Here is a 22,475-nt window from a genome sequence, read left to right as displayed (position 1 = left end):
TTTATACCTTTTGGAGTTCTTCGGTTAGTCTCGTTCCCAGGGTTTCTGGACCCAGGTATTGTCCTATGCCCACAAATATTGCACCTAGAATCAGCAGGGCTGCTGTGGAGAACCAAACGTTCTCTGGCGTGTCAATTCCCTTGAACAGATACTCATGCATGAGTTCCACGTATATGCTAAACCAACCTCCCACAAAAATTCCCGATGAATACCCAAAACCTACACCCGACGCCCTCATTGAGGCCTTGAATCTCTCGGAGAGATAAATGGGTATTATTCCCCAGGGAGCCTGAGTTATTATACCTATCAACATAGAGGCTAGGGAGGCGCCAATCACATTACCTGACTTCGCGGAGGTAAAGAGAAGATAGTATACAGGGACTGAGAGAATTAAGGTAATGAAGACCCAAATCAGTGTCAATCTTCTCCTCCCTAGGTACTGGGAAAGGGCCCCAAACATCACTGCACCTGCAAAGGCTGCGTAAGTACCGTAGGAGTAGATGCTCTCAGCCTCTTGAAGGGAAAACACCGAGGGAGCATGTTCGAGAATCGCTGGCACGAAGGCAAATAGAGAATAGGCGTAAAAGAACATACCAGTCATGTACACCATAACCTGAAAGAAGTCCCTCCTGTAGGGCTTTCTAAACAGATCTGTGAGCGGACTTTTCCTGACCATGTTCCTGTTCTTCACATCCTGAAACACGGGAGTCTCCTTCATTGATAGCCTCACAGCTAGGGCGATGACCGCGGGTGCTAGAGCAGTAAGGAAAACATATCTCCATGCAAAGTCCTCCACTCCCTTTAACCCGTATATTCCCACGAAAGCCCCCTCAACCACAGCTGCTAAGGCAGCTCCAAAGGAAAAACCTCCCTGTACAAATCCGCTTATTAAACCTCTCCACTTGAAGGGGGTCCACTCCATGGCGAAGGGATGGCCTGCCGAGTATTCGCCGCCAGCGAAAATCCCAACCAGTACCCTGAGGAGAACAAAAAGAACGAAGGAGAGTATTCCCACCTCCGAGTATGTGGGAAGGGCAGCAGTGAGTGCACTTACCAAGCCTAGGCCAAGTACTGTGATGATTAGGTCAGCTCTCCTCCCAATCTTATCGCCAAGGTTTCCAAATATGGCTGAGCCTAGGGGTCTAAAGATGATGGTTAAGGAGTAACTCAGAATGATGTTGAAGGTAGCAAGCAGGGGGGACTCGGGAGGTAGAAGAACCTTGGCTAAGATGGGAGCTATACTCAAAATCATTGTGAGATCGTAGGAGTCGAGAAGGAATCCCACAAACTGGGATGAGACCGCCTTTACAGAATCAACTCCAAATCTTTCAGGTTCCATGGCAACTGTCCATAATATCATAGGTTAATAGAATTTTCTTTCAATTCAAGTCCAATATAATGAAGTTTATTTTCATTTTATCAGGAAAAATGACACCTGATTAATGTTTTATTGTAATGCTGAATAAGCAGGAGTTGAAGGATGTATAAGCAAAAGATATTATCTAAACATTCAATTGTTAGTCATGACTGTTGCAGGAAGAATAGAAAGACTTCCCTGGACCTCATTCCACACCAGGTTGCTGGTGTTGTTAAGTCTAGGGGAGTTCTTTGAGCTATACGACCTATTCGTGGGGGGTTTCGTGGTTGCCCCTATCTCTGCATTTTATAAGGTATCCACGGCGGTCGCAATATACTACAACATTGCCGTGTTCTTCCTAGGCGCATTTCTGGGAGCCATAATCTTCACATATGTGGGAGATGCACTCGGCAGAAGAACATCACTTATTCTGAACATGGTCATTGCAGGTATTGGTCTATTGCTAACCCCGTTTTCACCTAGCATACAGGTACTGGGTGCCTTAAGGTTCGTTACGGGTCTGGGAGTAGGTCCGGAGGCCCTCATCGTCCTAGACGTTTTAATCACGGAGTTCTTTCCCTCGAGGATTAGGGGAAGAGCCCTTGCCATAGCGTACACCGCGTCCTGGACAGCTCCCATAGTGGTGGCGATTCTGGCTTATCTCCTTATTCCCCACGTATACCTTATTCCTGGATGGAAATGGTTATTCATTATAGGAGGCCTGGGGATATTCACCATAATACCCTTCAGGTTCCTTATTCCAGAGTCCCCCAGATGGCTAGAGTCCAAGGGAAGAGTTGACAAGGCCGACAAGATAGTCAGCAACATGGAGAGTATAGCAATGAGGGAGAAGGGGTCATTGGAGGAGCCTTTACAGGTTCAGGTAATCACGTCCCAAAGGGTGAGAATAAGTGAACTTTTCAGCAACGAGTATAGGAAAAGGACGGTAATGTTATGGATCTTCGAGTTCCTTCAGGCCGGGGTCTATTACGGTTTCGCCTCACTGGCTCCATCTGTTCTCGCCAGTAAGGGTTTCACACTAGTTCATACGTTAGAGTACTCCATGTTGATATACACGTCCTATTTCCTTAGTTCTCTTGCCTCAGTCTTCATCATTGATAGTCAAAGGTTTGACCGGAAATGGCAAGTGAGTATAGTGATGCTACTCATGGGGATAACAGGGTTGGCCTTTGGGTTCGCTATCACGCCAGTGGAAGTGGTGGCGACTGGGTTCCTGTTTGGGTTCCTCTCAAACATATTCTCTAATGCGTTCCATCAATACGGAGCTGAACTTTATCCCACTAGGATGAGGGCCTTCGCTGACGGAGTACAATACTCCCTTAGTAGGCTGGGTAACTATGTGTGGCTCAGCGTATTGCCTCTGGTTCTGGCCAAGTATGGCGCGGTCGGCATGTACACAGTGGTGTTTGTGATGGCTGTGATAGTTGCTCTAGACGTTGGAGTCCTAGGTCCAAGAGCATCCAGGATTGAATTGGAAGAATTGTCCCACTAATTCTTCTTTTTTATTTCATGAACTGATAAATCAGTTGTTAGTTGAAAGGTTTTATATTCACGTCTCAGCTTGATTACGCCCTCGATAAGACCTACCAACTTTTATGTTAACTGTGACATCTCATTTCAGACATGAGGGCCTTAGTTTTAAGGAAAGGGAAATTATCCATGGAGGAGATGGAAACAAAGGGAGAATTCAAGGTAAGATCTGTGGGAGTGTGCGGTACGGACGTTGCAATGGTTAAGGGGAACTATCCTCCTAGGAAGGATCCCCTAGTGCTGGGTCATGAATTTGCGATGGAGAGGGATGGGGCTCTCTACACCTCGGAGATCAACTTAGTTGATTGGACTTGTAAATACTGTAGAAGGGGGATGTATACCCATTGCGAGAATAGGAAGGCCTTGGGGATTGATGTGGATGGAGCCATGAGGGAATACATGGATCTACCAGGATATCTACTCCACGAGGACAGGGTTGGTCTTAGACCTGAGGAACTTTCCTTGATGGAACCTACTGCTGCCGTTCTGAGAATGGTGGAGCTCGTTCATCCTTCACCTTCCGACAGGGTTCTTGTCCTGGGAGACGGTCCCGTGGGCATAATATCTGCAGCGGTCCTTAAGCACTACGGTTTCGACGTGGAATTGAACGGACATAATCCGGAGAGGATGAGAGTTGCTGAGAATCTCGGGATTCCCACGATTAGATCTTCACCCAAGTACGATGTGGTTGTTGAGGCCACGGGTACAAGGGCCCTTGAGGAAGCAATGAGATATGTGAGACCCATGGGGAAGATAGCCCTTAAGTCAACCCATGGTCTCGAAGTTTCCTTGGACGTAACCCACGCCGTAGTCAATGAGGTACAGTTAATAGGGAGCAGATGTGGTCCGTTCTATCTCTGGGATAAGGCAATGCACCTTATCAAGGAGCTCGATTTAAGGAGAATAGTTACCACATATCCATTCACGGAATACGAAAGGGCTTTCCGAGACGTTCTAAACCGTAGAGTGGTTAAGGCGGTCCTCATGATCTAGGGCCTAAATCCTTAATTTCCTAACCTGTGTATGTAATAACATGTACACAATTCATTCAAGTAAAATTCACAATAAGTGGGACAACTCCTTGTCTCCTGTCCTAACCATCAAGTCTGGCGACGTGATAACGGTCGAGTCCAGAGAGGCATCAGATGGTCAGGTGACCCCTTCATCTTCCCCTTCCGACCTACTGAAGCTAGATTTCTCAAGGATTCATCCGCTTACAGGACCTGTTGAGATTGAGGGAGCAGAACCGGGGGACGCACTTGAGATAGAGTTCCTGGATTTTGCGACGAAGGGATGGGGATGGACAGGGGTTCTGCCAGGCTTCGGATTCCTGGCCAATGAACCCTACACTACCCCGATTGACCTAGCAGGTCCAGCCCTGAAAATATGGAAGGTGGAAAGGGAGGCAATTGCTAAGTTCGGTGACATAGAGGTAAGGGTTCCATCAAGACCCTTCCCCGGGGTTATAGGTACTGCCCTTCCTACACCTGGTAAATTCAGCACAATACCTCCAAGGGAGAACGGTGGAAACATGGACATTAAACACCTGACCAAGGGTACGAAGCTTTATCTCCCTGTGTTTGTGAGAGGGGGTCTCCTATCCCTTGGGGACACACACGTGGCGCAAGGAGACGGAGAGGTATGCGGGACTGCAATAGAGGCTCCGATGGACGTGACAATTAAAGTCACCTTGCACAAGGACGCTGGGATTACTCAACCCCTCTTTGAGACTACTGCAGTCAAAGAAGGTGACTTCAAGGAATACCTGGCATACCCTGGAATAGATCCCAACTTATGGGAAGCAGCTAAGAAGGCGATTAAGGGGATTATTGGCGTTCTCTCCTCTCATATGACCCCTGTAGAGGCTTACATGCTCGCTAGCGCCGTTGTGGACCTTAAGGTAAGCCAAGTGGTCGATGTTCCGAACTGGATAGTGACGGCATACTTGCCTAGGGACATATTCCCTGAGGAGATAAGGCCTAAATTGAGGTTAATTAGATAGCCCTAGTGTATAGATCACATTCCTTCATGTGGTATTGAGAGGGGTAAGATCGTTTTTGGCCCTCTTATTCTCTTCGACAAACATATAGACTGCAGTTCTCAGTAGGGCACTTCTCTTTACATGCTTCTCCTCAACGAATCTCGATATTTTTTGATACAGTTCATCTGGGACCTTAACTGTAATGATCACAAGCCTGTCTCCCTCAAGTTCAGCGGAAACTGGAATGTTTTGGTCAATTACTCTCTCCACATATTTTCTTATCTGGGAGGACAGCGTGGCCTTCTGCCCCCTAAGAATTTCCCGCGCCTCCTCGGCTTTGTTTCTTTCTAGTTTAAAGGATATTACTTTCATTTAGGTAATATACCGTCCACCGGATAATAAATTTTAGTTAAATTTTGCGGGTGAATGTTTAACTTTTTAGAAAATAGAGATTCCTCGAGATTTTGAGAAACAGGACGGAGACAGGAGATTGCCTTGTCTGAGTCATCAACGTGCCTAGAGATCATTGACATTATGGTACCCTGAGTCCTTTCTAGATATGTGCAATTTTTGCATTTTTCGTTGATCATTTAAGTTATTGATCCTATCATGCCCGATGAAAAAGACACTCCTGGTACTGGCAATGGGTGGTTACACCGACGGATTTGATCTCCTGATTATTGCAGGAGTACTGGGAGAAGTACTTAAGGCCTTTAAACCTACACAGCTTGAGACTGGACTTCTAGTTTCAACTTCTTTTCTAGGATCCATTGTAGGGGCAATTATCCTTGGACTAGTATGTGACATCATGGGAAGGAGAAAGAGCTATCTCATCTCGTTAATCCTTTTCATTGTGGGGTCTCTAATCAGTGCCACGGCACAGAATTACGGTGCACTTATCCTCGGAAGGTTGTTGGTAGGTCTAGGAATTGGAGGTGAAATTCCATCCTCAACCACCCTTCTAACGGAGATTTCGAAAAAATGGGTAGGTCTTATCTTTGCTTCTTGGGCCATAGGAGCACTCAGTGCCACGATAATACCTTTTTTCGTATATCCCTGGAGGATTGCGTTGTTGCTAGGAGTAGTTCCACCGCTAATTGCCGTGGCCCTCCACAGGTGGATTAGGGAGAGCGAAGTTTGGCTCAATTCGTCCAGGATTAATAACGCCTCAAAGTTTACAGTTAATAACGCCTCAAGTATAGCAACCTTGGTCACCGGGTTAGGTCAACTTGTCCTCACCATGGTCTTAGCATCGTTTGCTGTTTACGTACCTGGATACTCCATGGGAACTCAGTTAATCAATTGGACACTTTTCGCGATAGGTTCAGTCTTGACTATCTCGGCACTCAGGAGAAAGCACATGCTTTTCTTTTCCTACTTTCTAATAGGGGTTTTGCTAGTTACATATTCCGTCACTGGCTGGTTCAGTGCAATTGTCTCTGTCTGGTTCTTCTCGGGTTTAGCCTTCGGATTCTCATTCTTGTACGTGGGAGAACTTAGAAGCGCCACCGATAGAGGAACCTTCAATGGATTCCTCTTTTTTATGGGAAGGTTAGGAGGAGCCATAGGCACGTTCTCTTATCCACTTCTTAGATACGAGTTGAAAGAGGTGCTCCTTGCGACTTCCCTTTCCCTTATGGTTCTAAGCCTTATTTTACCATTTTTAGAAGAAACTAGGATAGAAAAGGTAGAGTGAAAAAGTCTATGAAGGTCATGTCACTTTGATCCACACTGCATGCTTGGCTATCTCCTTTACGCTGAGCATCTTCAGTTCTGCCCCCTGGAACACCGGCAGATGCCTTAGGTTATGCTCCATCATTATTGCTATTGCCTTGGAAATCTGTTCCTCTGAGGATACAGGATTTATCCATCTAGGATCTATCAAATCATCGAGACTTTTACCCTTAGCCAGGGCCTTGGTTAGATCCCTTATTGAGATCAAACCTACCTTCTCGCCCTCTCTCACTACGGTAGCCTTAAGTTTCCTCTCCTTAAGGATAGAGTATAGCTCCCTGTTAGTTACTCTTCCTACGACAGGAACCTGAATCGCGTATTTCTCAATTTTCTCCCTAGGATTTATGGGAAGAATACTCTCGTCAAGTATTGGAGAGGTCACGGAAGAAGCCCTCAACACATCCCTGAGGGAGATCATGCCTGATAATTTCCCTCTCTCTATGACAGGCAAATGACTAATACACTTCTCAAGCATGATCCTGAGGGCCTCCTCAACCGTAGCCTTTCCCTCAATGGTTATTGCGTCCTTGGAGAAGTTAATTAGTGGCTCCTCCTCTCTGCCACCTATCCAAGCCTCCAGTACGTCGGTCTCAGTAACGATCTTGGTTCCGTTCATCAGCAGGAGAGATCCCACACCTTCCTTAGTCATCTCCTCAGCTCCCCTCCTCACGCTCCACCTTGGATCACCCATCACCAGTCTCTTCGTGGCGTATCTCCTCACCCTGGAAAGGGTGATCTTTGCCCTCAAGGGGACCTGCGATTCATCACTTAGCACAACTATACAGTCATATGGGCAAGCCCTTTCGCAAGCCATGCAACCGGTACAATCCTCGGGCCTAACAACCTCCGCAAATCTAGTCACCTCGTTGATCTCTATGCACTGAGCCAGGGCACAGGCCCTCTGGCACATGTAGCATCCTACGCATCTATCCACATCAATCAGAACTATGGGATCCATGTTATCACCTCAGAACGGCGGAGTAGCCTGAAGTGGGTTGTAGAGGAGGTTTCCGAGATACTGGTTGTAGAAGGGCGCCGTGGGAGAGGCCGGGGAAGACATCCAGTAGGTCACTAGCATGAAGGTTAGCCCAAACCCCAGAACTACGGCATAGTATGTCCACTTGCTCACTCCGTCAGTCTCAGCGAGCATGTTTGAAGCCCTCAATCCTAGGTAGATGCCGAAGGCCATTACAGCTTCCATCACAAGGAGAACCCACCAGGCAGCCGTGGCGTTGAGCGGATCGTGACCCAGGGAGTGAAGCAGGCTTCCCCAGAAGGTTGAGTAGATCTCACTGTTATGCATACCGGCCCCAGTGGGGTCAAGGATCTCGTTGAGGATCAACGGAGATCCGCCTAGAAACTTGGGTAGGTTTCTCACCAGTAACGATGCCGCGAAGATGGGTATCAGTGCATAGGATATCGACGTGAATCCCCACTTCAGGGGTACTCCCCTCCTTTCCTCAAACTTGGCTGCAGCCAGGACCACAAGGATAGGTATCATGTTGATGGCAAAGTAATCCAGGGGGTTGGGATAACCTTGGGTCGAATAGCCAAACTTGGACAGTCCAGGAACTAGTAGCTGGGCGAAATTAACCCATCCTGTCACTTTGCTTAGCCAGGTATCTATCATGGAGTAGAAGGGTAATGCATTAAGGAACTGGAAGAGGACAACCCCAGTTAGGAGAGTCACTGAGAGGGCTATATCAAACCTCTTCTTGCCTCCGGCGAGATCGCTCAACCATGGGAACCTCTTAACCTGCCAGTCAATGTTGTCGTGGGGGCATGCCTTGTAGCAGTCCGAGGCTAGCCCGCACATGGGTGAGCTCTCCTTACTTCCTGGGGAGGCGAACCAAGGACAACCGTGGAACTTATCGTTCCCCTTCATGCAATCCTTAGTGGTACAGGACTTGCATACCTCAGGATTCTTCGCCCTGAAGGTTCCAAGTGGAGAGATTGTCGTGGTTATGGCCAAAGGGGCGCTTAGGGGACAAATTGTCCTGCAGAAGGTCCTGTCCTGGAAGAGCAGGCTAATGAAGAGCTCCAGGGCACCAATGTATATCAACACCACTGAGGTCAGTTCCGGAATTCCAGGACCTCCAATTCCGTAAAACTCCTCCATCCAGGTTAGGACCGAGAAGCCTACGGCAGAATAGAAGATGGTGCTGTACTTTATGGGCCACCTGAGGTTGAGCCCTAATTTCTTGCTCATCTTTTTCCAGGGATGCAATCTGTGGACCCACTCTGCCTGACCGCTAAAGGGGCAGGTCTGGCACCACGCTCTGCCGTTAGCTAGCCAGGTCAACAACCAGAGTAAGGGAAACCAGAACAACCAGCTAATGTCTGAGGCAAAATTCACCAAGGATATCCCTGCAGGACCAAGCTTCTGATACCCCACTAAACCCACAACCATTACTACGTAGAATATTATGAAACTTGGAAGAATGATTGCGAAATGGGCCCAGCTCTTCTTAAACAGCTTAGAAACCAACCTGGACACTGGGTTATTCCCCTCAAGTAGGGATGGACGATGTTCACAGATCTCCTTTCCCACCCTGTCAACCTTCTTCACTATCTCTCTAGGAGGAGAGGCAAAGACCCAGGTGTTGGAATGGGACTTCACCGTTAGATCCAGTACGAGATTAACGGCCAGAATTGTGAGAGCTGTAGTGAAAAGTAATATACCGGTCTCTATCATCAAAACTTGTTTAAGTAATACTGCTATTCCAGTGAATGCCCCTGTTCCCACGGTTGAGAGAGCCACATAAAAATTGAATCTCCTTTCATAATTCCTAATCCTGTTAGTAACCTTGTACTCTAACTTCTCCATAGTCTCACCATATTTATACATAATTTAACATGACTAACCATTTTTGTGTACAACCTCTCTTTCTCTAGAGAAGACATCATTTATAAAGATTTCTAAGATTTGTTAACTTACATGAAGTTTGATAATAAATTATTTAAACTTTATAGTGTCTTTGCTATAATAATGTAATTATAATTATGAATAACTTATGAACAGAAGTTAGTTTTTTAAGTAATAGATAAGGAAATCGATGTACTCTTTTTATTAAAGACCGTAGAATAGAGTTAGATGTTAACTTTAGTGCCTAATTTTAGATTCATATTTTAATGGATTAACTCCGGTTCCAGTCTCATCCTCTGCCTCTTTCAATCCAATTGTCTAACCAGACAGGCTTCCAATTCATCGTGAAGTCTTCTTCAAAATTGGAGCTTCAAATGCGTTAGATTTTCTTATGAAAGTTTTTATCCCAAGGGGTATTACATTATTTGATAGTGATGACTAACGAGTTCTTCGCTAAGGTCTTTAATGGGACTAGAAAGGTAAAGAATAGGAATACCTGTCTCCTGGACCCAGAGCTCATGAGGTCTAAGGGTGTCTCCTATGGCGAGACCATAATCCTCGTAACCAATAGGATTTACCCTCTCCTTGTACAAGAGGATAGGGAGAGCACAGGAGGTATATCAGTCCATGAGGAGGTAATGAGATATCTTGGGATAAGGAACGGAGAGAAAGTGGTTGTTAGGAAAGTTGAGCCAGTTCCTTTGAACTCCCTTGTTTTAGCCCCCTCATCACAAAAGACCTTTGACACCAAGAGGCTCAACCTAGAACTGAGAAGCATTCCCGTGTCGAGGGGCATACCCCTAAGTACTAAGCAAGGAGAGTTTGCCGTGGTTTCCTTTGAACCTAGGGCCGAGGTTGGCATGATAGTCGGGGAGACAGAAATTGAAATAACTGGCGAAATAATCAAGCAAACCCAAAAGAACATACCGCTAGTATCATTGGAGGACGTAGGAGGTCTAACTGATCAAATTATGTCGCTCAAGGAAATCATAGATATAGCATTGGTAAAGCCCGAGGTTCCGAGACTCTTTGGCTTCCGCCCTCCCAAGGGGGTACTCCTATATGGTCCACCGGGTACAGGAAAGACCTTGATAGCTAAGGCCCTAGCTAACTCCGTTATGGCAAACTTCTTCTTCATCAGTGGACCTGAAATAGGCTCCAAGTACTACGGAGAAAGCGAGAAAAGATTGAGGGAGATATTCGAACAGGCGGAGAAATCCGCCCCCTCAATGATATTCATAGACGAAATTGATGCAATTGCTCCCAATAGGGATGTAACTAACGGCGAGGCTGACAAGAGAATTGTGGCCCAATTGCTTACCCTCATGGACGGAGTGTCCTCAAGTGGGGGACTGCTGGTTTTGGGGGCAACAAACAGGCCTAACGCCATTGATCCTGCCCTCAGGAGACCTGGAAGGTTCGACAGGGAGATAGAAATACCTGTCCCCGATAAGAGGGCGCGATTGGACATCATAAAGATACATACCAGGAGGATTCCGCTCGCGGAGGATGTGGACTTAGAGGCCATAGCTTCCATGACTAACGGGTTTGTTGGGGCAGACCTTGAGGCCCTAGTTAGGGAAGCCACAATGAGTGCCCTGCGCAGGACTCAGAATCCAGAGGAGGTTAAGGTAACAATTGCAGACTTTCAAAACGCCATGAAGATTGTGGAGCCGTCGGCTTTGAGGGAGTTTAGGATAGAAATTCCAAATGTAACGTGGGAGGACATCATAGGACTGGACCAGGTAAAACAGGAGTTGAAGGAGGTCGTGGAGTGGCCTCTCAAGTACTCCAAGTTATACGAGGAAATGAGAGCTGAAGTGCCATCTGGCGTAATGCTTTACGGTCCTCCAGGAACAGGTAAGACCATGTTGGCAAAGGCAGTGGCCCACGAGAGTGGGGCTAACTTCATAGCGGTGAGCGGACCTGAACTCATGAACATGTGGGTTGGTGAGACCGAGAGAGCCATAAGGGAGGTGTTTAAGAGGGCAAGACAGGCATCACCAACAGTCGTATTCTTTGACGAGATTGATGCAATTGCCACTGTTAGGGGATCAGACCCGAACAAGGTGACAGACAGGGCACTGAGCCAAATGCTCACAGAGATGGACGGAGTTTCCTCAAGAAAGGAGAGAGTGATATTTATGGCAGCCACAAATAGGCCGGACATAGTGGACCCTGCACTCATCAGGCCTGGAAGACTTGAGAAGTTAGTTTACGTCCCTCCACCCGATTTCGAGACTAGGAAGATAATGTTCCAGAGGCTGGTCACTAAACATCCCTTTGACGAATCCATTGATTTCTCCTACTTGGCTAAGATGACCGAGAGTTTTACCCCAGCCGACATCAAGGGGGTTGTTAACAGGGCAGTCCTTTTGGCCATCAGGAGGTCATTGAAAGAAGGGAAAACCTCAAGAATAACCTTCGAGGACCTTGTGGAGTCCCTGAAATCGGTGAAGCCCACGGTGACTCAAGCCATGGTAAACTATTATAATTCATTCATGGAAAGGGTGAAGTTAACTGGCACATATGCTTGAAATATTTTCCATTGCGGGACTCTGGGTTTACTCCGTTGGAATGTCAGGGATATTTACGCTGATAGTCCTGGGTATTGGATGGCAGGATTTCGTGAGTTGGCTAGATCTCTTCTATTTATCAAGTATCGAGATAAAACTTATATTCATGATAATTCTATATCTTGGTATTCTTGGTTTCTTGGAGGGAACAGTAGTGTACACTCCAGCTTACATCATAATGGTGGAAATGATTCCATTCCTCGTGGTTTTGTTCTCACGTAAGATATTCAGAAGGTGAAGAAGATGCCGACGGAGGGGATGAGATCACTAGTAAACTTGGTTCAGATAGGACTTCTCTTCGCAATAGTACTTTTCCTTGATATAATATTCGTTAAGAGTTCTGTTTTGTTCATGGGAATCTTGGCGTTGGACCTTGTGGTTTGCGCTGTTCTTCTGTTCTTCGTAATTAAGGATATTCAGAAGTACTTCGACTACTAGTTCCTGGGACTTGCGAGCGGGACCGGTTAGGGCAAAGAAGCTGTGGCCTACCTTTGGCAAGTTAGATTTTGAGAGCCAAAATCTCGTCCTTACCATTTTACAATCAGCTAGACCTCGAAATTCTTTCAACCCTGAAGGAGGTGGCATAATACTCAATCATGCCAGCAAGTATACCTAGGTCAAACAACCAAGGAGTGATTATGCTAAGGAGAGACCCCAAGGCCAACACCACGTAAATATATCTCCAATATCCCTTGAACGTTATTCCCACCACCGAAAATCCTAGGGAGGCAATAAGGGAGAAGTATCTCCAGATCAGCAAGTTTTGAAAGATTACAGGCGGAAAAGTGGAGATACCTATTAGCGGGAAGAGACTCAGGTTGTTTCTCCCCCTACTAAGTGAGATGAGATAAAGCGAGAGCATCTCGGCCATCATGGGGTAAAAGAACCAGTAGCTATTCAAGGAGTTGTCAACGGCCGAAACCAGGGAGGAGAAACTCTTCACCCCAAATTGCGCCAGACCAAAGGTGAGTCCCATGAGTGCCTCATTGACCACCACAAGCCCTGAAAGGGAGTAGTAATGATACCACTTGAACTCAATCCTCTCCGTAAGCCTCTCAGCGACTGCAAAGAAATATCCCAGGAGGAGTATCATGGACGCCATGTTTACCCCGACAGCTATTCCAAGATTCGTCTCTGTGGGATTGAAGAGATAAATGGATGCGCCTACCAACATGAATGCCATCATGAAAAAGGCAAAGTAAAGGAAGAAGGTCCCTATCTTTGTTGTCACCTTGAAAACGTAGTAAAGAAGTGCTACTATTATCGCTACCATGAGGGAGGCAATCCCTATCAAAAGAACCAGACTAACATTTCCCATAAATAAAGATTACCTAAAGGGTAAAAAAGTATAGGACTTAAGACTGCCTTATCTTAGTGAGGTCTACCCTACAGGTGGTCGTGCTCTTAATAACGTAGACTAGTAGCCCCACCAATATTCCCACAGAGGCTAGGGTAAAACCTAGATCGCCGTAGAAGGTCATGAGGGCACTTGAGGCCGTCACTACCGAGGTGACCGCGTATCCCACAGCGGAGAGTCCACATGAGGGACACGCAGTGAGAACGCTGAAGGCTGTTAGCGAACCTAGGTTTCTCCTCCTAGTCTGAAACACCAGTGCCCATATTGCACCTGACAAAACAGAGGAAGCTATAAGGGCCAGAACTGAGGCCGGATAAAGGTAAAATCCTATGATCCCAGGTACGTAAATTGTGACCGCTGGGGCATACATGGGCTCCCCATACGTTAGAAGTAGTACTGGAGGGTAGGGATAGCCTGTAGGCGCTATTATCATCATTTTGGTGACAAGCATCTCCACTATCGCGTAGGCTACGCTGGCTATCACAAAGTACCTCCTGTTGATCTTAGGTATGGTATACCTCGACTTGATCATCAGGTAACCTCCGTAACCCATGAGAACTAGGCCCGCGATCATTAATCCTGTTGCTGAAAGGGTCATGGTCTCCAGGAAGACTAGATCGTAGCCGTTATAATCAAGGAAGTAGGCCGAGTGGGTAATGAAGAAGACGATCTGAGAGAAGACTGCAACCCCTCCTAGGACTATCCAGGTTAATCCGTCGGTTCTAGACCTCTGAGGTATTCTCAATTGGGAAGGAGTTAGGGAGTACTGACTCATTTTATCCCTGATGTACTGGAGATACTGTATCCCTGCCAACCAGGCTATGGGGGTTCCAAATATCCACGCAGTTATCCAAAGGAGAATGGCCTGTCCCCCCGTGATGTTGAAGAAGGGGATGGGGGATCCTAAAATGAGAGAGATAGGACCAGGCATGATAAGGGACCAACCAATAACGTGCAGTAGACCCAGTCTCACCCAGGGCTTGAGGGATGTATATCCAAGTGATCCCAGCAAACCGGCCAGCAACGAAACCGCGGAAAAAGACCATATGGGCATTAGGGGAAAGAGAAGAAATTGTATACTAACCAGGACCGCTGAAGCCAGGAACAGTGTTTTCCTTACACCCTGGGACAAGTTAATCCTTTCAGTCAGCTTCCTTGAAAGGATGTACCCCCATATCCCACCCGCCAAGAGTCCATCAATAATTCTAACAAGGAAGAAAGTCTCTGAGCTCGGTATCAAGAACATAGCTCCAGTGAACACAAGGGCTGGCACAACTCCGTGATTCCACTTCATCCAGGCAAAGGGATTGGATCCGGTAATTTCAGAGGCAATCACCAACGAGGAAATCGTTAGTATCACGCCGGCAACTATGGTTAGAAGTTCACCTAAGGTGTCCATGAATGCAATTGAGACTAGAAAGGGAATATTGGAGACCGTAGCCCCGATCAACGCAGTGAAGAGCTCACATGAGCAGGAGAGCGAGGTTGCAAGGAGACCTAGGGATACAGCAAGCTTATGCGTAGTCCTAGTCCTCATGAGCGTGAAGAGAGCCACGTAAAGCGTGACGTTCAGCGCAACAAGGAAGGAAAGAATGAAGGATATCCCCAAGGACAGAGGTGTCATGGCCCAATCAAAATACCTCGTGGTAATTGCGAGGAACGGACCCCATAGGGGATATGGCATCTGTGAGGGAGGAACTGGTGTTGAAGTAGTGACTATTACGTTAACTCCTTGGGGAAGAAGTACATTACTCACGAGAAGGATCCTATCCACGTACTGATAGAAGAGAAAATAAAGGACAAAAGTGGTGAAAAAAATAATTTTGTTCCTCCTAATGTTAAAAATATCAGTTAACTTTATTGACTCCAAAGGACCCCCTCATGACGACTCTTGCTTGACTAGCTGATCCAGGTCAACTTGGGGATCCTTGTCAGCCTTCCACATTATTATGTAGTACCAGATCGGAAATACTATTGACATCAGAAAATAGTTAACCTGGTAGAGGTTTAGCTGAGTCTCTAAAAGTGCCATTATTTATCAAGATAGAATACTTAGAAATGATATAAAAACCTTTCGAGGATGTTTGATAGGAATGCTTTCAAAATATTCTGGAATAAAGAAAAACTTGTTCAGAATATATCTAGGTCTTTGAGTATCTTCACCATGTAATATGTCGACGGTACAAAGGCCATGGCAAATAGGAAATAGGACGTTTCCACTAGTTGTGAGACTGAATACGGCTTATACACGTCTATGGCATAGTAAGAACCCATCTCTAGGAAGATCTCCGCCATGGTGGCCATCATGCTAAAGACCGCGAAGATTGTAATACTCTTCCACACCCTCGTCATGGCATCCCAACCTATACCTGATACAAGTCCAGCCACCGTGAAGGAGATCAACTGAAGAGCTCTAGCACTCGGGTTTATCACGCTAGCCTCAAATGGACCTGGAATATACCAAAAGGTCAGAAGTGCGCCCCCTATTAACCAAGATAGGACTAGTCCTCTTGTTTTATAGTTAAAGTCTAGGAAGGAGGAGAAAGTCCTGCCTCCCTTGGAGTACATGAATTTCGCAAGCCATATCCCTATGAGCCCTGCACCCCAAACTAGCATCATATCAAAGGAGAATTTCGCAACTTCCTGAGACGCGGAAATCTGCAACGAGAAAGGATTTATGCTGGCCACCACAAGGGCCAACCCTAGAAAAAGATATGAGTCACTTGCCTTAGGCGTCACGTTCACCCCCTAATTCCATAGTCCTAGAATCACGCCTCCTGCGACCAGTACCGCACCTGAAAGTGGAACTATGGCTACAAGCGCATCATCGGCATACTGTGTGTATGGTAAAGTCTGGATCAGGAATAAATCTGATATCCAGGCAGCTACACCTATAGCTGCTATAACAGAGCCTAATACCCTTCGAGCAAATTTTACTCCAGCCATACTTATCATGTTTTACTTTATTATTCTACTTTATAAATGTTTATGACTAGAGGATTCGATTCCCCGATCTTTCAGAGAATTGTTACAAGTTAGTTAAGGATCAAGTAGAGAACAACATTAATATCCAGATTGGGCACAGTGGCCGTAGTATGATATTACTTTTATTAGTCTAATGGAATTAATTGAATATCAAATTAAACTCATGTAATACAATAAAGTGATAACTAACTTATATATAAGGACTTTGTTGCTCCGGTCCTTTTATTTCCCTTAACCTACATGAATCCAGCATTTTAGGAATGTAGTATACAAGTTCATTTCTGCCTATTATTTCTCTACGGGAATCGTTTGAATTACTATGTCACTAAAATTGTCTAGAAAGGGGAAGGAATTTGCATTGAAACAGAGTCGCATTACCCTTCGGTCCTTTGAGGAACCCCACGTCCATGTAAAAGAGCGAGTATGGAGATCGCAGTTACAGGTATCAGAAGATAAACAGTCGTATCCACGGTATCAAATACTAGAGCCCCAAAGAACAACGCCAGAGAGGCCAAGGAGACAGCAGGATCTTTCTTATAAAGGAGAAAGGCTGAACCTAGCCCCAGTATCGCTACAGCGAATATTATGGGGGGCATCCAATTCCTTACTCCTAGAATGCCTAAGACGTAGGGAAATACGACCCCTATCATAATTCCAAGTCCAGGAATAGCGTTCATATACACCAGTGCACCAATAGCGGTCGCCAAAACTGCTATAGGCGCCAAATATTTCTTCGAAATGCCTCGCTTGATTGCGTATGCTATGAATATAGAGCCAGAAATGATAACAGTGTAGGCCATGATCTCGCCTGCAAATGACGTAATTACGCCGTAAGCCGAACTATTACTTAACTCGATGAGCCAGTTCCCCACCAGTACAAAGTAAGCTAGCAGATCTGGTATGAAAGCAAACAAGAGAATCCATTCTTTGAGATATACCGTCACCACAATAAAGGTTGAAATAAGCACAAAGACGTAGACCAGGGAGTATAAAACTGGTGGATTGAAGGAAGTATTGTCGTAACCTAGGTAAAGATGAACTGCGTCTAAAAGCAAGGAAAGATAGAGGCTTGCCCAAATCAGAGCCTTACCCTTGGCGTTAATCCCCGAGTAATAACCCGCCATACCAATAAGTATTGGCTGGATGATAAGAACTAAGCCAAAGGCTATCTCCCCTATTACGAACATGACTGAAAATACCCTTTCCACGATAGGCGTACTTGCTGCCATACCAATGGGAATGACCCCAGCTAGAAATTCCCTATTAAACATGAGCTCGAACATAAGGGCCAAAACATAAATAAAGGAAAAAAGAGTTAAATTAACTCCTGTTTTGTGGTCCATTTCCTATCTGCCTAAATATTTTGATTATTGTATTTAGCCTTATCAGTTGGGTTGGAAGAGTCCTATAATTCAATAGGAAGAAGGCAATAGCTGGAGCTGCAAAGGCGTTACCCAGCAGTATAAATGGCAGGAATCCTGTGGAACTGGAGTTAGCTGGCTGGATGTAGAGGTTCCACCAGAAGGATATAGACTTGAAGTCTACGGACTCGCCTGAGCCTCCCTGGAAGACGGCAAATGCCACGTGATAGGTCTGCCCTGGTTGTAGCTGGATCTGATAGTGGGACTCACCCTGTCCTCCAGACACTCCCACAGTGGAGAAGGTCCTAGCGAACTCAGCAATCATGTATGGGCCTGTTGGGGAGTTGACGAACTGGAAGCCTGTAGCTACTACTGAGGGATCCCATAACTGCGACCCATTGACCATACCATTTATGACCTCGAAGGGATTGACGTGGGGATTGTTAAGCGAGGGGAAAGCAACTTGGTAGTCGCCACCTATGTAGTAGATCGATGAACCGTTCACGAAGGCATCAGCTATTAATCCCTGATTTTGCAGATATCCTAGGTTAAGCGGGTCCTTGTACTGAGGATAATGAGTGTAAGGTGGTGGAGAGTTTCTGCTAAATAGGGTGGGACCTGGATAACCAGCGTCCTGTGTGTTGTTCGCCCTTGGGTTATTGTTCAATATCCAGAGTTCAGCTTGCCCGGCAGATAGGGCTCCAGAGGTTCCAGGCATCATGTGAGGTGTGTAAGCTACCTGGGTCCATGAACTGGGAACTCCACCTAACAACCACAGGATGGCTAACCTCTCAGGATACATGTACGTGCTGTTATAGAATAGGGATACATACCCAGCAGTGTCCTCTGGATAGAACAGGTTGTAGGTATCCTGTCCCCATGTACTCCCGTTAAGCCCCATGGCAAGGAACTGGCTCAATGATGTCACTGGAGTACCATTGTAGTTCAGGTTGATGGAGGTTATGTTTATTGGATTTCCATTGTTGAGAGGATTGCCTTGAGCATCTACAGCACCCATTATCTGGCCATATAGCTTTCCACTTTGGTTATACACATATATCGTTATTGGATTTACGAGCGCCTGACCTGGTGGATAACCTAGTTGCTCTGATGTGGGAAGAGTATAGACTGAAGCCACACCTTGGTTGCTCGAGCTGTAGGACACATTCACAACCCACCAGCCCTCTGGAACCGCATCCACGAATGGTTGCCATAATTGTCCTGTTGGTGTCCTTTCTGGGCAAGCTAACCAAGATTCCTGTCCAACCACTGGAGCCTTCATCAGAATGAAGATGTAGGGTACTCCCTGGACATATGTCCAGGCAGCCTTAACATACACTATCGTCGTATGCCCTGATATTCCATCGGGAACTGGAACTGTTGGCTCCAATGGAACTGCGCTATAGGGTATTTGCTGCCAGAATGACTCTGATCCCGGGTTTCCTTCATTTATCTGAGCGTTGGGTATGTAGTAGGCGGTTACAGTGTTGGCAGCGTTAGAAGCAGCGTTCAATAGAACATCCGCACCGTATGCTACACCGACTAAAACTAACATAAAAACGAAACCTAATATAAGAAGAGTTTTTACATTATTTCCATTTGCCATTACGCTTTCACCTCATAAACCATGAACTGTGAAAACATCATTTCCTTGACCTCCTCCTTAATTCCGCGTGAGATAATAGGGAACCTATCCCGAATAGGAAGATAGCAAGGCCGAAGAAGTTTATGAAGTAGTTGGCTGTAGTCCCAGTTGTTAAGTTCATTCCATTAACGTCGAAGTATTCCACAGGATACGTAACAGTCCTTGTTCCTGCTACTAGTATTATAAGCCCAATTATGGCTAGGATAATTCCAAGATATAAGAAGGAATTACTGTTGGCCATTTTCTCACCCGCTGGACGAGGAATTCACGTATGGATCCCATGTTCCCTGTGGCATTATTCCACCCGTTATCTCAGAGGCTAGCGTTGCGTTGGAGGTGGCTAGTATTGTCCCGACCAGCCACGAATGGCCTAGGCCAGTGGCAGCAGTACCACAATACTCAGCACAGGCAACGTGATATAGCCCTGGTTTCGGGAAGACGAATACAAGATACGAGTAGTAGCCAGGTACTGCCTCTGCACCTACGCTTAGTGGAATAGTGAAGTTAGATGTTGCAGCCTGAATGAAGAACTCGTGGAACACGTCTACGCTATGTATCACGAAAACCACTGGCTCACCCACGGGCACCACCGTGAAGTTGGTGTAAACCTTATCGTGGGGGTAGAAGTCCCAGTGCCACTGCTGTCCTGTAACGTAAATGATGACATATGGACCCTTATAGGAGCCTATGGCATTAGAGAATTCAGCGTGCACGACGCCTTCACCGGCAGGAATATGATCAGAGACAAAATTTGGGTTAAACCCAAGGTAGTCGTAAGTGCTGTACTGTGTCTCCAATGATATAATAGCTACGATAACTAAAACGAAGAATAGAGCAATTACAGTACCACGTTTCACCTTTTCACCTTAATAACAACCCCAATAAACCTACTTAAAAACCTTTTGTTTCTTTAGTAAGATACCATTTTCTTGTATTTCTAAAATAATGATTACAGAACATTATCGAGATTTGGACATACTGTTGAGCCATCGACATGTCGGCTTCACTTCGATAGATATATCTACTAGTTTTGTAAAATCCCAAAAAACTTTTACATCATACTGTACATTAACAGGGTTTAAAGATTTTTTAGTATAGCTATTGAATGGGTAATCATGGTAAGTTTTTTTAATTTAGGGATAAACTAGCTTAGTTTGAAAGAGACTGTTTTCACTGATTGTTCATTATGTTTTCACTAATGTTGTAAAAGTGTTTATGGTTAAATGGTTTTAAGTACAACGTATCACTTCATGCTCTTCAATAAATCTAATTAGGTTTAAATAAATCCTTAATATTGAAGAATATGGACTACCCTATAATAATCTCTGCTTCACGTTCTGCCCTCTTTATGTCCTCTATTAATCCTAGGATTGTGTTAAGCCATCTAGAGTGTGGATCAGTGATGGACGAAGGAATCTTGATCTTAATTTCATTCCTTAACAACTTGAGCCCGTATACACACTCGGCCATTAATGAACAAGAAAGACAGTTAGCCTTTTCGTCCAGTTCCATGGTTACCTGAATCTTACCGTCAGACACAAAGGCTATCTTGTCTGGAATAAGCTTTATACAGTTTGTCTCATATCTATGAGATAAAATAATCTTAAATGCCAGTGCATTATCTTCCACAAGCTTTAACTTTCTTAGATCCTTTAGTAGCGAGTAGTAATAGCTCTTACTGACTCCGGACTCGTTCCTGTCATCGGAGACAAGAACGGAGAAATAGGGCTCATTCATTATCATCTCAAAGATATTCTCTTTCAAGAGAAGGATCCTGCCCGACTTTTTTATGGGCCTGTTGACCTTCAGGATCTTGTAATGGCACATGAGACATCCTTCTTTTTGATGTAACCATTGATTTGATATTTATAAGCTTTATTTTCCTCAAATAATGGAAGTATCTTCAACAAGGATGGTATGACCACCTTAAAGTCTAGAAATCACAACTCATTCCTGAACACGCAACAGTTCTTCAAAGTAACAAGACCATGAGATGGTGATTTCACAGGATCATGAATTCGTAAAATAGATTGAATGAATGCCTGATCATGTTATCGACTTAGAGCGCTGAGTGTTATGAGCCGATATAATCTAAATATCACTTATCGAGGAAAATAAGGAAAGGTTTTTATTTTTGTTAGATTCGAAAGTTATACGTGAGTATAAAATGAACATGAAGGTCTGGGGTCTAATAATTCCTGGAGGCTTTTTGGTGGCCATTTCGGTGATCATGTTAACAATGTACAGCTACACTCTGCTGAAGCCCAATCCAGCTTCCTTCGCCTTCTCTGTCACTGGCACTGACTTGGCAGGTCTAGCCATAGCCGTTGTTGGGCTAGCACTTATAATGGCCGGTGCATATATGCAGGATTGAGATGAGATGGCGAAGTTAAGAACTTTTTTTGTGGTAGCCTCTGTGGTTATACTAGTAGGCTTAACGGGTTATTTTATCTTTCAAAGTCTCATACCTAATTCCGAGTTTATTCCGACCTACAACGTCTCATACGGAGTTTACACGATCCCTGTATACTCTCACGGGAGCATTTCCTATGAGACAATCAAGGGCTTAAAGTTAGTAATTGATAACGAGGATAACAACACTGTTGTGAGGATATCGTCCATTTCGAACTCTTCATTCTCCACAACACCCTCGGTTTATTATTACCTCGAGTCCGTGCCCCTTTCAAACGGTTCCATTGCGAGTGCCTACGCTCCCGTCTACGAGATATACGTGGGCTATGACACTCTCATTATCCCAGTCAACTTGTCCCCTGGTCAATATAACATAGTCCTAACTGATGGGAATCAATTTTCCTTCACTGTTACATCTAACGTCTCCACTTAAGCAAAGTTTTTTGGTGATGTAGAGTAAACCCGAAAAATTAACGTTCTTCTTTAGATCAGAACTATCCGTAGAATAAGCACCATTAATCAAATAACCACTATTTTTAATCATTTTTGTGAAATTTTGTGGCCCCTTTGTAAACGATAAACTTGATCTTTCCTGATCTCCATGAGTCCTTCGAGTTTCAAAAAATTCGTTGTGATTTAAAGAATTCTCC

Annotated in this window: 23 protein-coding genes; 9 read left to right on the top strand and 14 right to left on the bottom strand. The window is 45.3% G+C overall.

All coding sequences use genetic code 11. The features are described 5' to 3' along the window. Position 1 precedes the first annotated feature (1 nt). Positions 2 to 1,339 (bottom strand): MFS transporter, encoded by a 1,338-nt coding sequence (locus ACI49J_RS09370; RefSeq protein WP_240254391.1) that lies wholly within the window; start codon positions 1,337 to 1,339, stop codon positions 2 to 4. A gap of 184 nt (positions 1,340 to 1,523) precedes the next feature. Between ACI49J_RS09370 and ACI49J_RS09365 the strand changes: the two genes are divergently transcribed. The 3 genes from ACI49J_RS09365 (at position 1,524) to ACI49J_RS09355 (ending at position 4,910) form a co-directional block, all read left to right on the top strand. Beyond that, positions 1,524 to 2,870 (top strand): MFS transporter, encoded by a 1,347-nt coding sequence (locus tag ACI49J_RS09365; protein WP_409366335.1) that lies wholly within the window; start codon positions 1,524 to 1,526, stop codon positions 2,868 to 2,870. Between the two features lie 131 nt (positions 2,871 to 3,001). Further along, complete coding sequence (locus ACI49J_RS09360) at positions 3,002 to 3,901, top strand: alcohol dehydrogenase catalytic domain-containing protein (protein ID WP_240254395.1); 900 nt, start codon at positions 3,002 to 3,004, stop codon at positions 3,899 to 3,901. Positions 3,902 to 3,941: 40 nt separating this feature from the next. Further along, positions 3,942 to 4,910 carry an acetamidase/formamidase family protein gene (locus ACI49J_RS09355; protein ID WP_240254397.1) on the top strand — a complete coding sequence of 323 codons (969 nt, stop codon included), beginning with the start codon at positions 3,942 to 3,944 and terminating at the stop codon, positions 4,908 to 4,910. Positions 4,911 to 4,934: 24 nt separating this feature from the next. Here the strand turns inward: ACI49J_RS09355 and ACI49J_RS09350 are convergent, their stop codons facing one another. After that, entirely contained in the window at positions 4,935 to 5,261 is a 327-nt protein-coding gene (locus ACI49J_RS09350) for a ribbon-helix-helix domain-containing protein (RefSeq protein WP_240254399.1), read from the bottom strand. A 244-nt stretch (positions 5,262 to 5,505) separates the two neighbouring features. On the opposite strand from ACI49J_RS09350, the gene ACI49J_RS09345 reads away from it, so the two are divergent. Beyond that, positions 5,506 to 6,585 (top strand): MFS transporter, encoded by a 1,080-nt coding sequence (locus ACI49J_RS09345; protein WP_240254401.1) that lies wholly within the window; start codon positions 5,506 to 5,508, stop codon positions 6,583 to 6,585. 15 nt (positions 6,586 to 6,600) lie between these two features. On the opposite strand, the gene ACI49J_RS09340 is transcribed toward ACI49J_RS09345, so the two are convergent. Both ACI49J_RS09340 and ACI49J_RS09335 read right to left on the bottom strand, forming a co-directional pair. Next, positions 6,601 to 7,581, bottom strand: coding sequence for a CBS domain-containing protein (locus ACI49J_RS09340; RefSeq protein ID WP_240254403.1), 981 nt, complete (start codon positions 7,579 to 7,581; stop codon positions 6,601 to 6,603). 9 nt (positions 7,582 to 7,590) lie between these two features. Next, positions 7,591 to 9,450, bottom strand: coding sequence for a 4Fe-4S binding protein (locus ACI49J_RS09335; protein ID WP_240254405.1), 1,860 nt, complete (start codon positions 9,448 to 9,450; stop codon positions 7,591 to 7,593). Positions 9,451 to 9,923: 473 nt separating this feature from the next. On the opposite strand from ACI49J_RS09335, the gene ACI49J_RS09330 reads away from it, so the two are divergent. From ACI49J_RS09330 to ACI49J_RS09320, 3 genes are read left to right on the top strand one after another with little or no spacing between them, the layout of a single operon-like run. Next, positions 9,924 to 12,026, top strand: coding sequence for an AAA family ATPase (locus ACI49J_RS09330; RefSeq protein WP_240254407.1), 2,103 nt, complete (start codon positions 9,924 to 9,926; stop codon positions 12,024 to 12,026). Further along, on the top strand, positions 12,019 to 12,303 hold the full coding sequence (locus ACI49J_RS09325; protein ID WP_240254409.1) for a hypothetical protein: 285 nt from the start codon (positions 12,019 to 12,021) through the stop codon (positions 12,301 to 12,303). Before ACI49J_RS09330 ends, ACI49J_RS09325 begins: the two co-directional genes overlap by 8 nt. Before the next feature lie 5 nt (positions 12,304 to 12,308). Beyond that, positions 12,309 to 12,503, top strand: a complete 195-nt coding sequence (locus ACI49J_RS09320) for a hypothetical protein (RefSeq protein WP_012020437.1) — start codon at positions 12,309 to 12,311, stop codon at positions 12,501 to 12,503. A 103-nt stretch (positions 12,504 to 12,606) separates the two neighbouring features. Here the strand turns inward: ACI49J_RS09320 and ACI49J_RS09315 are convergent, their stop codons facing one another. From ACI49J_RS09315 to ACI49J_RS09270, 10 genes are all read right to left on the bottom strand, one after another. After that, positions 12,607 to 13,383, bottom strand: coding sequence for a hypothetical protein (locus ACI49J_RS09315; RefSeq protein WP_240254411.1), 777 nt, complete (start codon positions 13,381 to 13,383; stop codon positions 12,607 to 12,609). Between the two features lie 37 nt (positions 13,384 to 13,420). After that, the gene (locus ACI49J_RS09310) at positions 13,421 to 15,292 is read right to left on the bottom strand and encodes a hypothetical protein (protein ID WP_240254413.1); all 1,872 of its coding nucleotides are present in this window, start codon (positions 15,290 to 15,292) and stop codon (positions 13,421 to 13,423) included. A 9-nt stretch (positions 15,293 to 15,301) separates the two neighbouring features. Next, positions 15,302 to 15,454 carry a hypothetical protein gene (locus ACI49J_RS09305; protein WP_240254415.1) on the bottom strand — a complete coding sequence of 51 codons (153 nt, stop codon included), beginning with the start codon at positions 15,452 to 15,454 and terminating at the stop codon, positions 15,302 to 15,304. Positions 15,455 to 15,552: 98 nt separating this feature from the next. Beyond that, a complete protein-coding gene (locus tag ACI49J_RS09300) occupies positions 15,553 to 16,161 on the bottom strand; it encodes a DUF1404 domain-containing protein (protein WP_240254417.1) in 609 nt (202 codons plus the stop codon). Positions 16,162 to 16,170: 9 nt separating this feature from the next. After that, complete coding sequence (locus ACI49J_RS09295) at positions 16,171 to 16,368, bottom strand: SepZ protein (RefSeq protein WP_240254419.1); 198 nt, start codon at positions 16,366 to 16,368, stop codon at positions 16,171 to 16,173. A 413-nt stretch (positions 16,369 to 16,781) separates the two neighbouring features. Next, positions 16,782 to 17,690, bottom strand: coding sequence for a hypothetical protein (locus ACI49J_RS09290; RefSeq protein ID WP_240254421.1), 909 nt, complete (start codon positions 17,688 to 17,690; stop codon positions 16,782 to 16,784). Positions 17,691 to 17,727: 37 nt separating this feature from the next. Next, positions 17,728 to 19,323 (bottom strand): ethylbenzene dehydrogenase, encoded by a 1,596-nt coding sequence (locus tag ACI49J_RS09285; RefSeq protein ID WP_240254424.1) that lies wholly within the window; start codon positions 19,321 to 19,323, stop codon positions 17,728 to 17,730. 88 nt (positions 19,324 to 19,411) lie between these two features. Continuing rightward, positions 19,412 to 19,654 carry a hypothetical protein gene (locus ACI49J_RS09280; protein WP_240254426.1) on the bottom strand — a complete coding sequence of 81 codons (243 nt, stop codon included), beginning with the start codon at positions 19,652 to 19,654 and terminating at the stop codon, positions 19,412 to 19,414. Positions 19,655 to 19,658: 4 nt separating this feature from the next. Further along, positions 19,659 to 20,270, bottom strand: a complete 612-nt coding sequence (locus ACI49J_RS09275) for a quinol oxidase (RefSeq protein WP_240254428.1) — start codon at positions 20,268 to 20,270, stop codon at positions 19,659 to 19,661. A 451-nt stretch (positions 20,271 to 20,721) separates the two neighbouring features. Beyond that, a complete protein-coding gene (locus ACI49J_RS09270) occupies positions 20,722 to 21,240 on the bottom strand; it encodes a hypothetical protein (protein WP_240254430.1) in 519 nt (172 codons plus the stop codon). A gap of 340 nt (positions 21,241 to 21,580) precedes the next feature. Between ACI49J_RS09270 and ACI49J_RS09265 the strand changes: the two genes are divergently transcribed. After that, positions 21,581 to 21,787: a hypothetical protein gene (locus ACI49J_RS09265; RefSeq protein WP_240254432.1), complete on the top strand. Its 207-nt coding sequence runs from the start codon at positions 21,581 to 21,583 to the stop codon at positions 21,785 to 21,787. 6 nt (positions 21,788 to 21,793) lie between these two features. Continuing rightward, the gene (locus ACI49J_RS09260) at positions 21,794 to 22,258 is read left to right on the top strand and encodes a hypothetical protein (protein WP_240254434.1); all 465 of its coding nucleotides are present in this window, start codon (positions 21,794 to 21,796) and stop codon (positions 22,256 to 22,258) included. The last annotated feature ends 217 nt before the right edge of the window (positions 22,259 to 22,475 follow it).

Source organism: Metallosphaera sp. D4-4, assembly GCF_046245145.1.
GTDB classification, from domain to species: domain Archaea; phylum Thermoproteota; class Thermoprotei_A; order Sulfolobales; family Sulfolobaceae; genus Metallosphaera; species Metallosphaera sedula.
This window is presented reverse-complemented; position numbering and strand designations above follow the sequence as displayed.

Excerpts from the sequence above, each read along its gene's own strand:
- ACI49J_RS09370 (WP_240254391.1), bottom strand. The coding sequence starts at position 1,339 with ATGGAACCTGAAAGATTTGGAGTTGATTCTGTAAAGGCGGTCTCATCC.
- ACI49J_RS09365 (WP_409366335.1), top strand. The coding sequence starts at position 1,524 with ATGACTGTTGCAGGAAGAATAGAAAGACTTCCCTGGACCTCATTCCAC.
- ACI49J_RS09360 (WP_240254395.1), top strand. The coding sequence starts at position 3,002 with ATGAGGGCCTTAGTTTTAAGGAAAGGGAAATTATCCATGGAGGAGATG.
- ACI49J_RS09355 (WP_240254397.1), top strand. The coding sequence starts at position 3,942 with ATGTACACAATTCATTCAAGTAAAATTCACAATAAGTGGGACAACTCC.
- ACI49J_RS09350 (WP_240254399.1), bottom strand. The coding sequence starts at position 5,261 with ATGAAAGTAATATCCTTTAAACTAGAAAGAAACAAAGCCGAGGAGGCG.
- ACI49J_RS09345 (WP_240254401.1), top strand. The coding sequence starts at position 5,506 with ATGAAAAAGACACTCCTGGTACTGGCAATGGGTGGTTACACCGACGGA.
- ACI49J_RS09340 (WP_240254403.1), bottom strand. The coding sequence starts at position 7,581 with ATGGATCCCATAGTTCTGATTGATGTGGATAGATGCGTAGGATGCTAC.
- ACI49J_RS09335 (WP_240254405.1), bottom strand. The coding sequence starts at position 9,450 with ATGGAGAAGTTAGAGTACAAGGTTACTAACAGGATTAGGAATTATGAA.
- ACI49J_RS09330 (WP_240254407.1), top strand. The coding sequence starts at position 9,924 with ATGACTAACGAGTTCTTCGCTAAGGTCTTTAATGGGACTAGAAAGGTA.
- ACI49J_RS09325 (WP_240254409.1), top strand. The coding sequence starts at position 12,019 with ATGCTTGAAATATTTTCCATTGCGGGACTCTGGGTTTACTCCGTTGGA.
- ACI49J_RS09320 (WP_012020437.1), top strand. The coding sequence starts at position 12,309 with ATGCCGACGGAGGGGATGAGATCACTAGTAAACTTGGTTCAGATAGGA.
- ACI49J_RS09315 (WP_240254411.1), bottom strand. The coding sequence starts at position 13,383 with ATGGGAAATGTTAGTCTGGTTCTTTTGATAGGGATTGCCTCCCTCATG.
- ACI49J_RS09305 (WP_240254415.1), bottom strand. The coding sequence starts at position 15,454 with ATGGCACTTTTAGAGACTCAGCTAAACCTCTACCAGGTTAACTATTTT.
- ACI49J_RS09295 (WP_240254419.1), bottom strand. The coding sequence starts at position 16,368 with ATGGCTGGAGTAAAATTTGCTCGAAGGGTATTAGGCTCTGTTATAGCA.
- ACI49J_RS09290 (WP_240254421.1), bottom strand. The coding sequence starts at position 17,690 with ATGTTCGAGCTCATGTTTAATAGGGAATTTCTAGCTGGGGTCATTCCC.
- ACI49J_RS09285 (WP_240254424.1), bottom strand. The coding sequence starts at position 19,323 with ATGTTAGTTTTAGTCGGTGTAGCATACGGTGCGGATGTTCTATTGAAC.
- ACI49J_RS09280 (WP_240254426.1), bottom strand. The coding sequence starts at position 19,654 with ATGGCCAACAGTAATTCCTTCTTATATCTTGGAATTATCCTAGCCATA.
- ACI49J_RS09270 (WP_240254430.1), bottom strand. The coding sequence starts at position 21,240 with ATGTGCCATTACAAGATCCTGAAGGTCAACAGGCCCATAAAAAAGTCG.
- ACI49J_RS09265 (WP_240254432.1), top strand. The coding sequence starts at position 21,581 with ATGAACATGAAGGTCTGGGGTCTAATAATTCCTGGAGGCTTTTTGGTG.
- ACI49J_RS09260 (WP_240254434.1), top strand. The coding sequence starts at position 21,794 with ATGGCGAAGTTAAGAACTTTTTTTGTGGTAGCCTCTGTGGTTATACTA.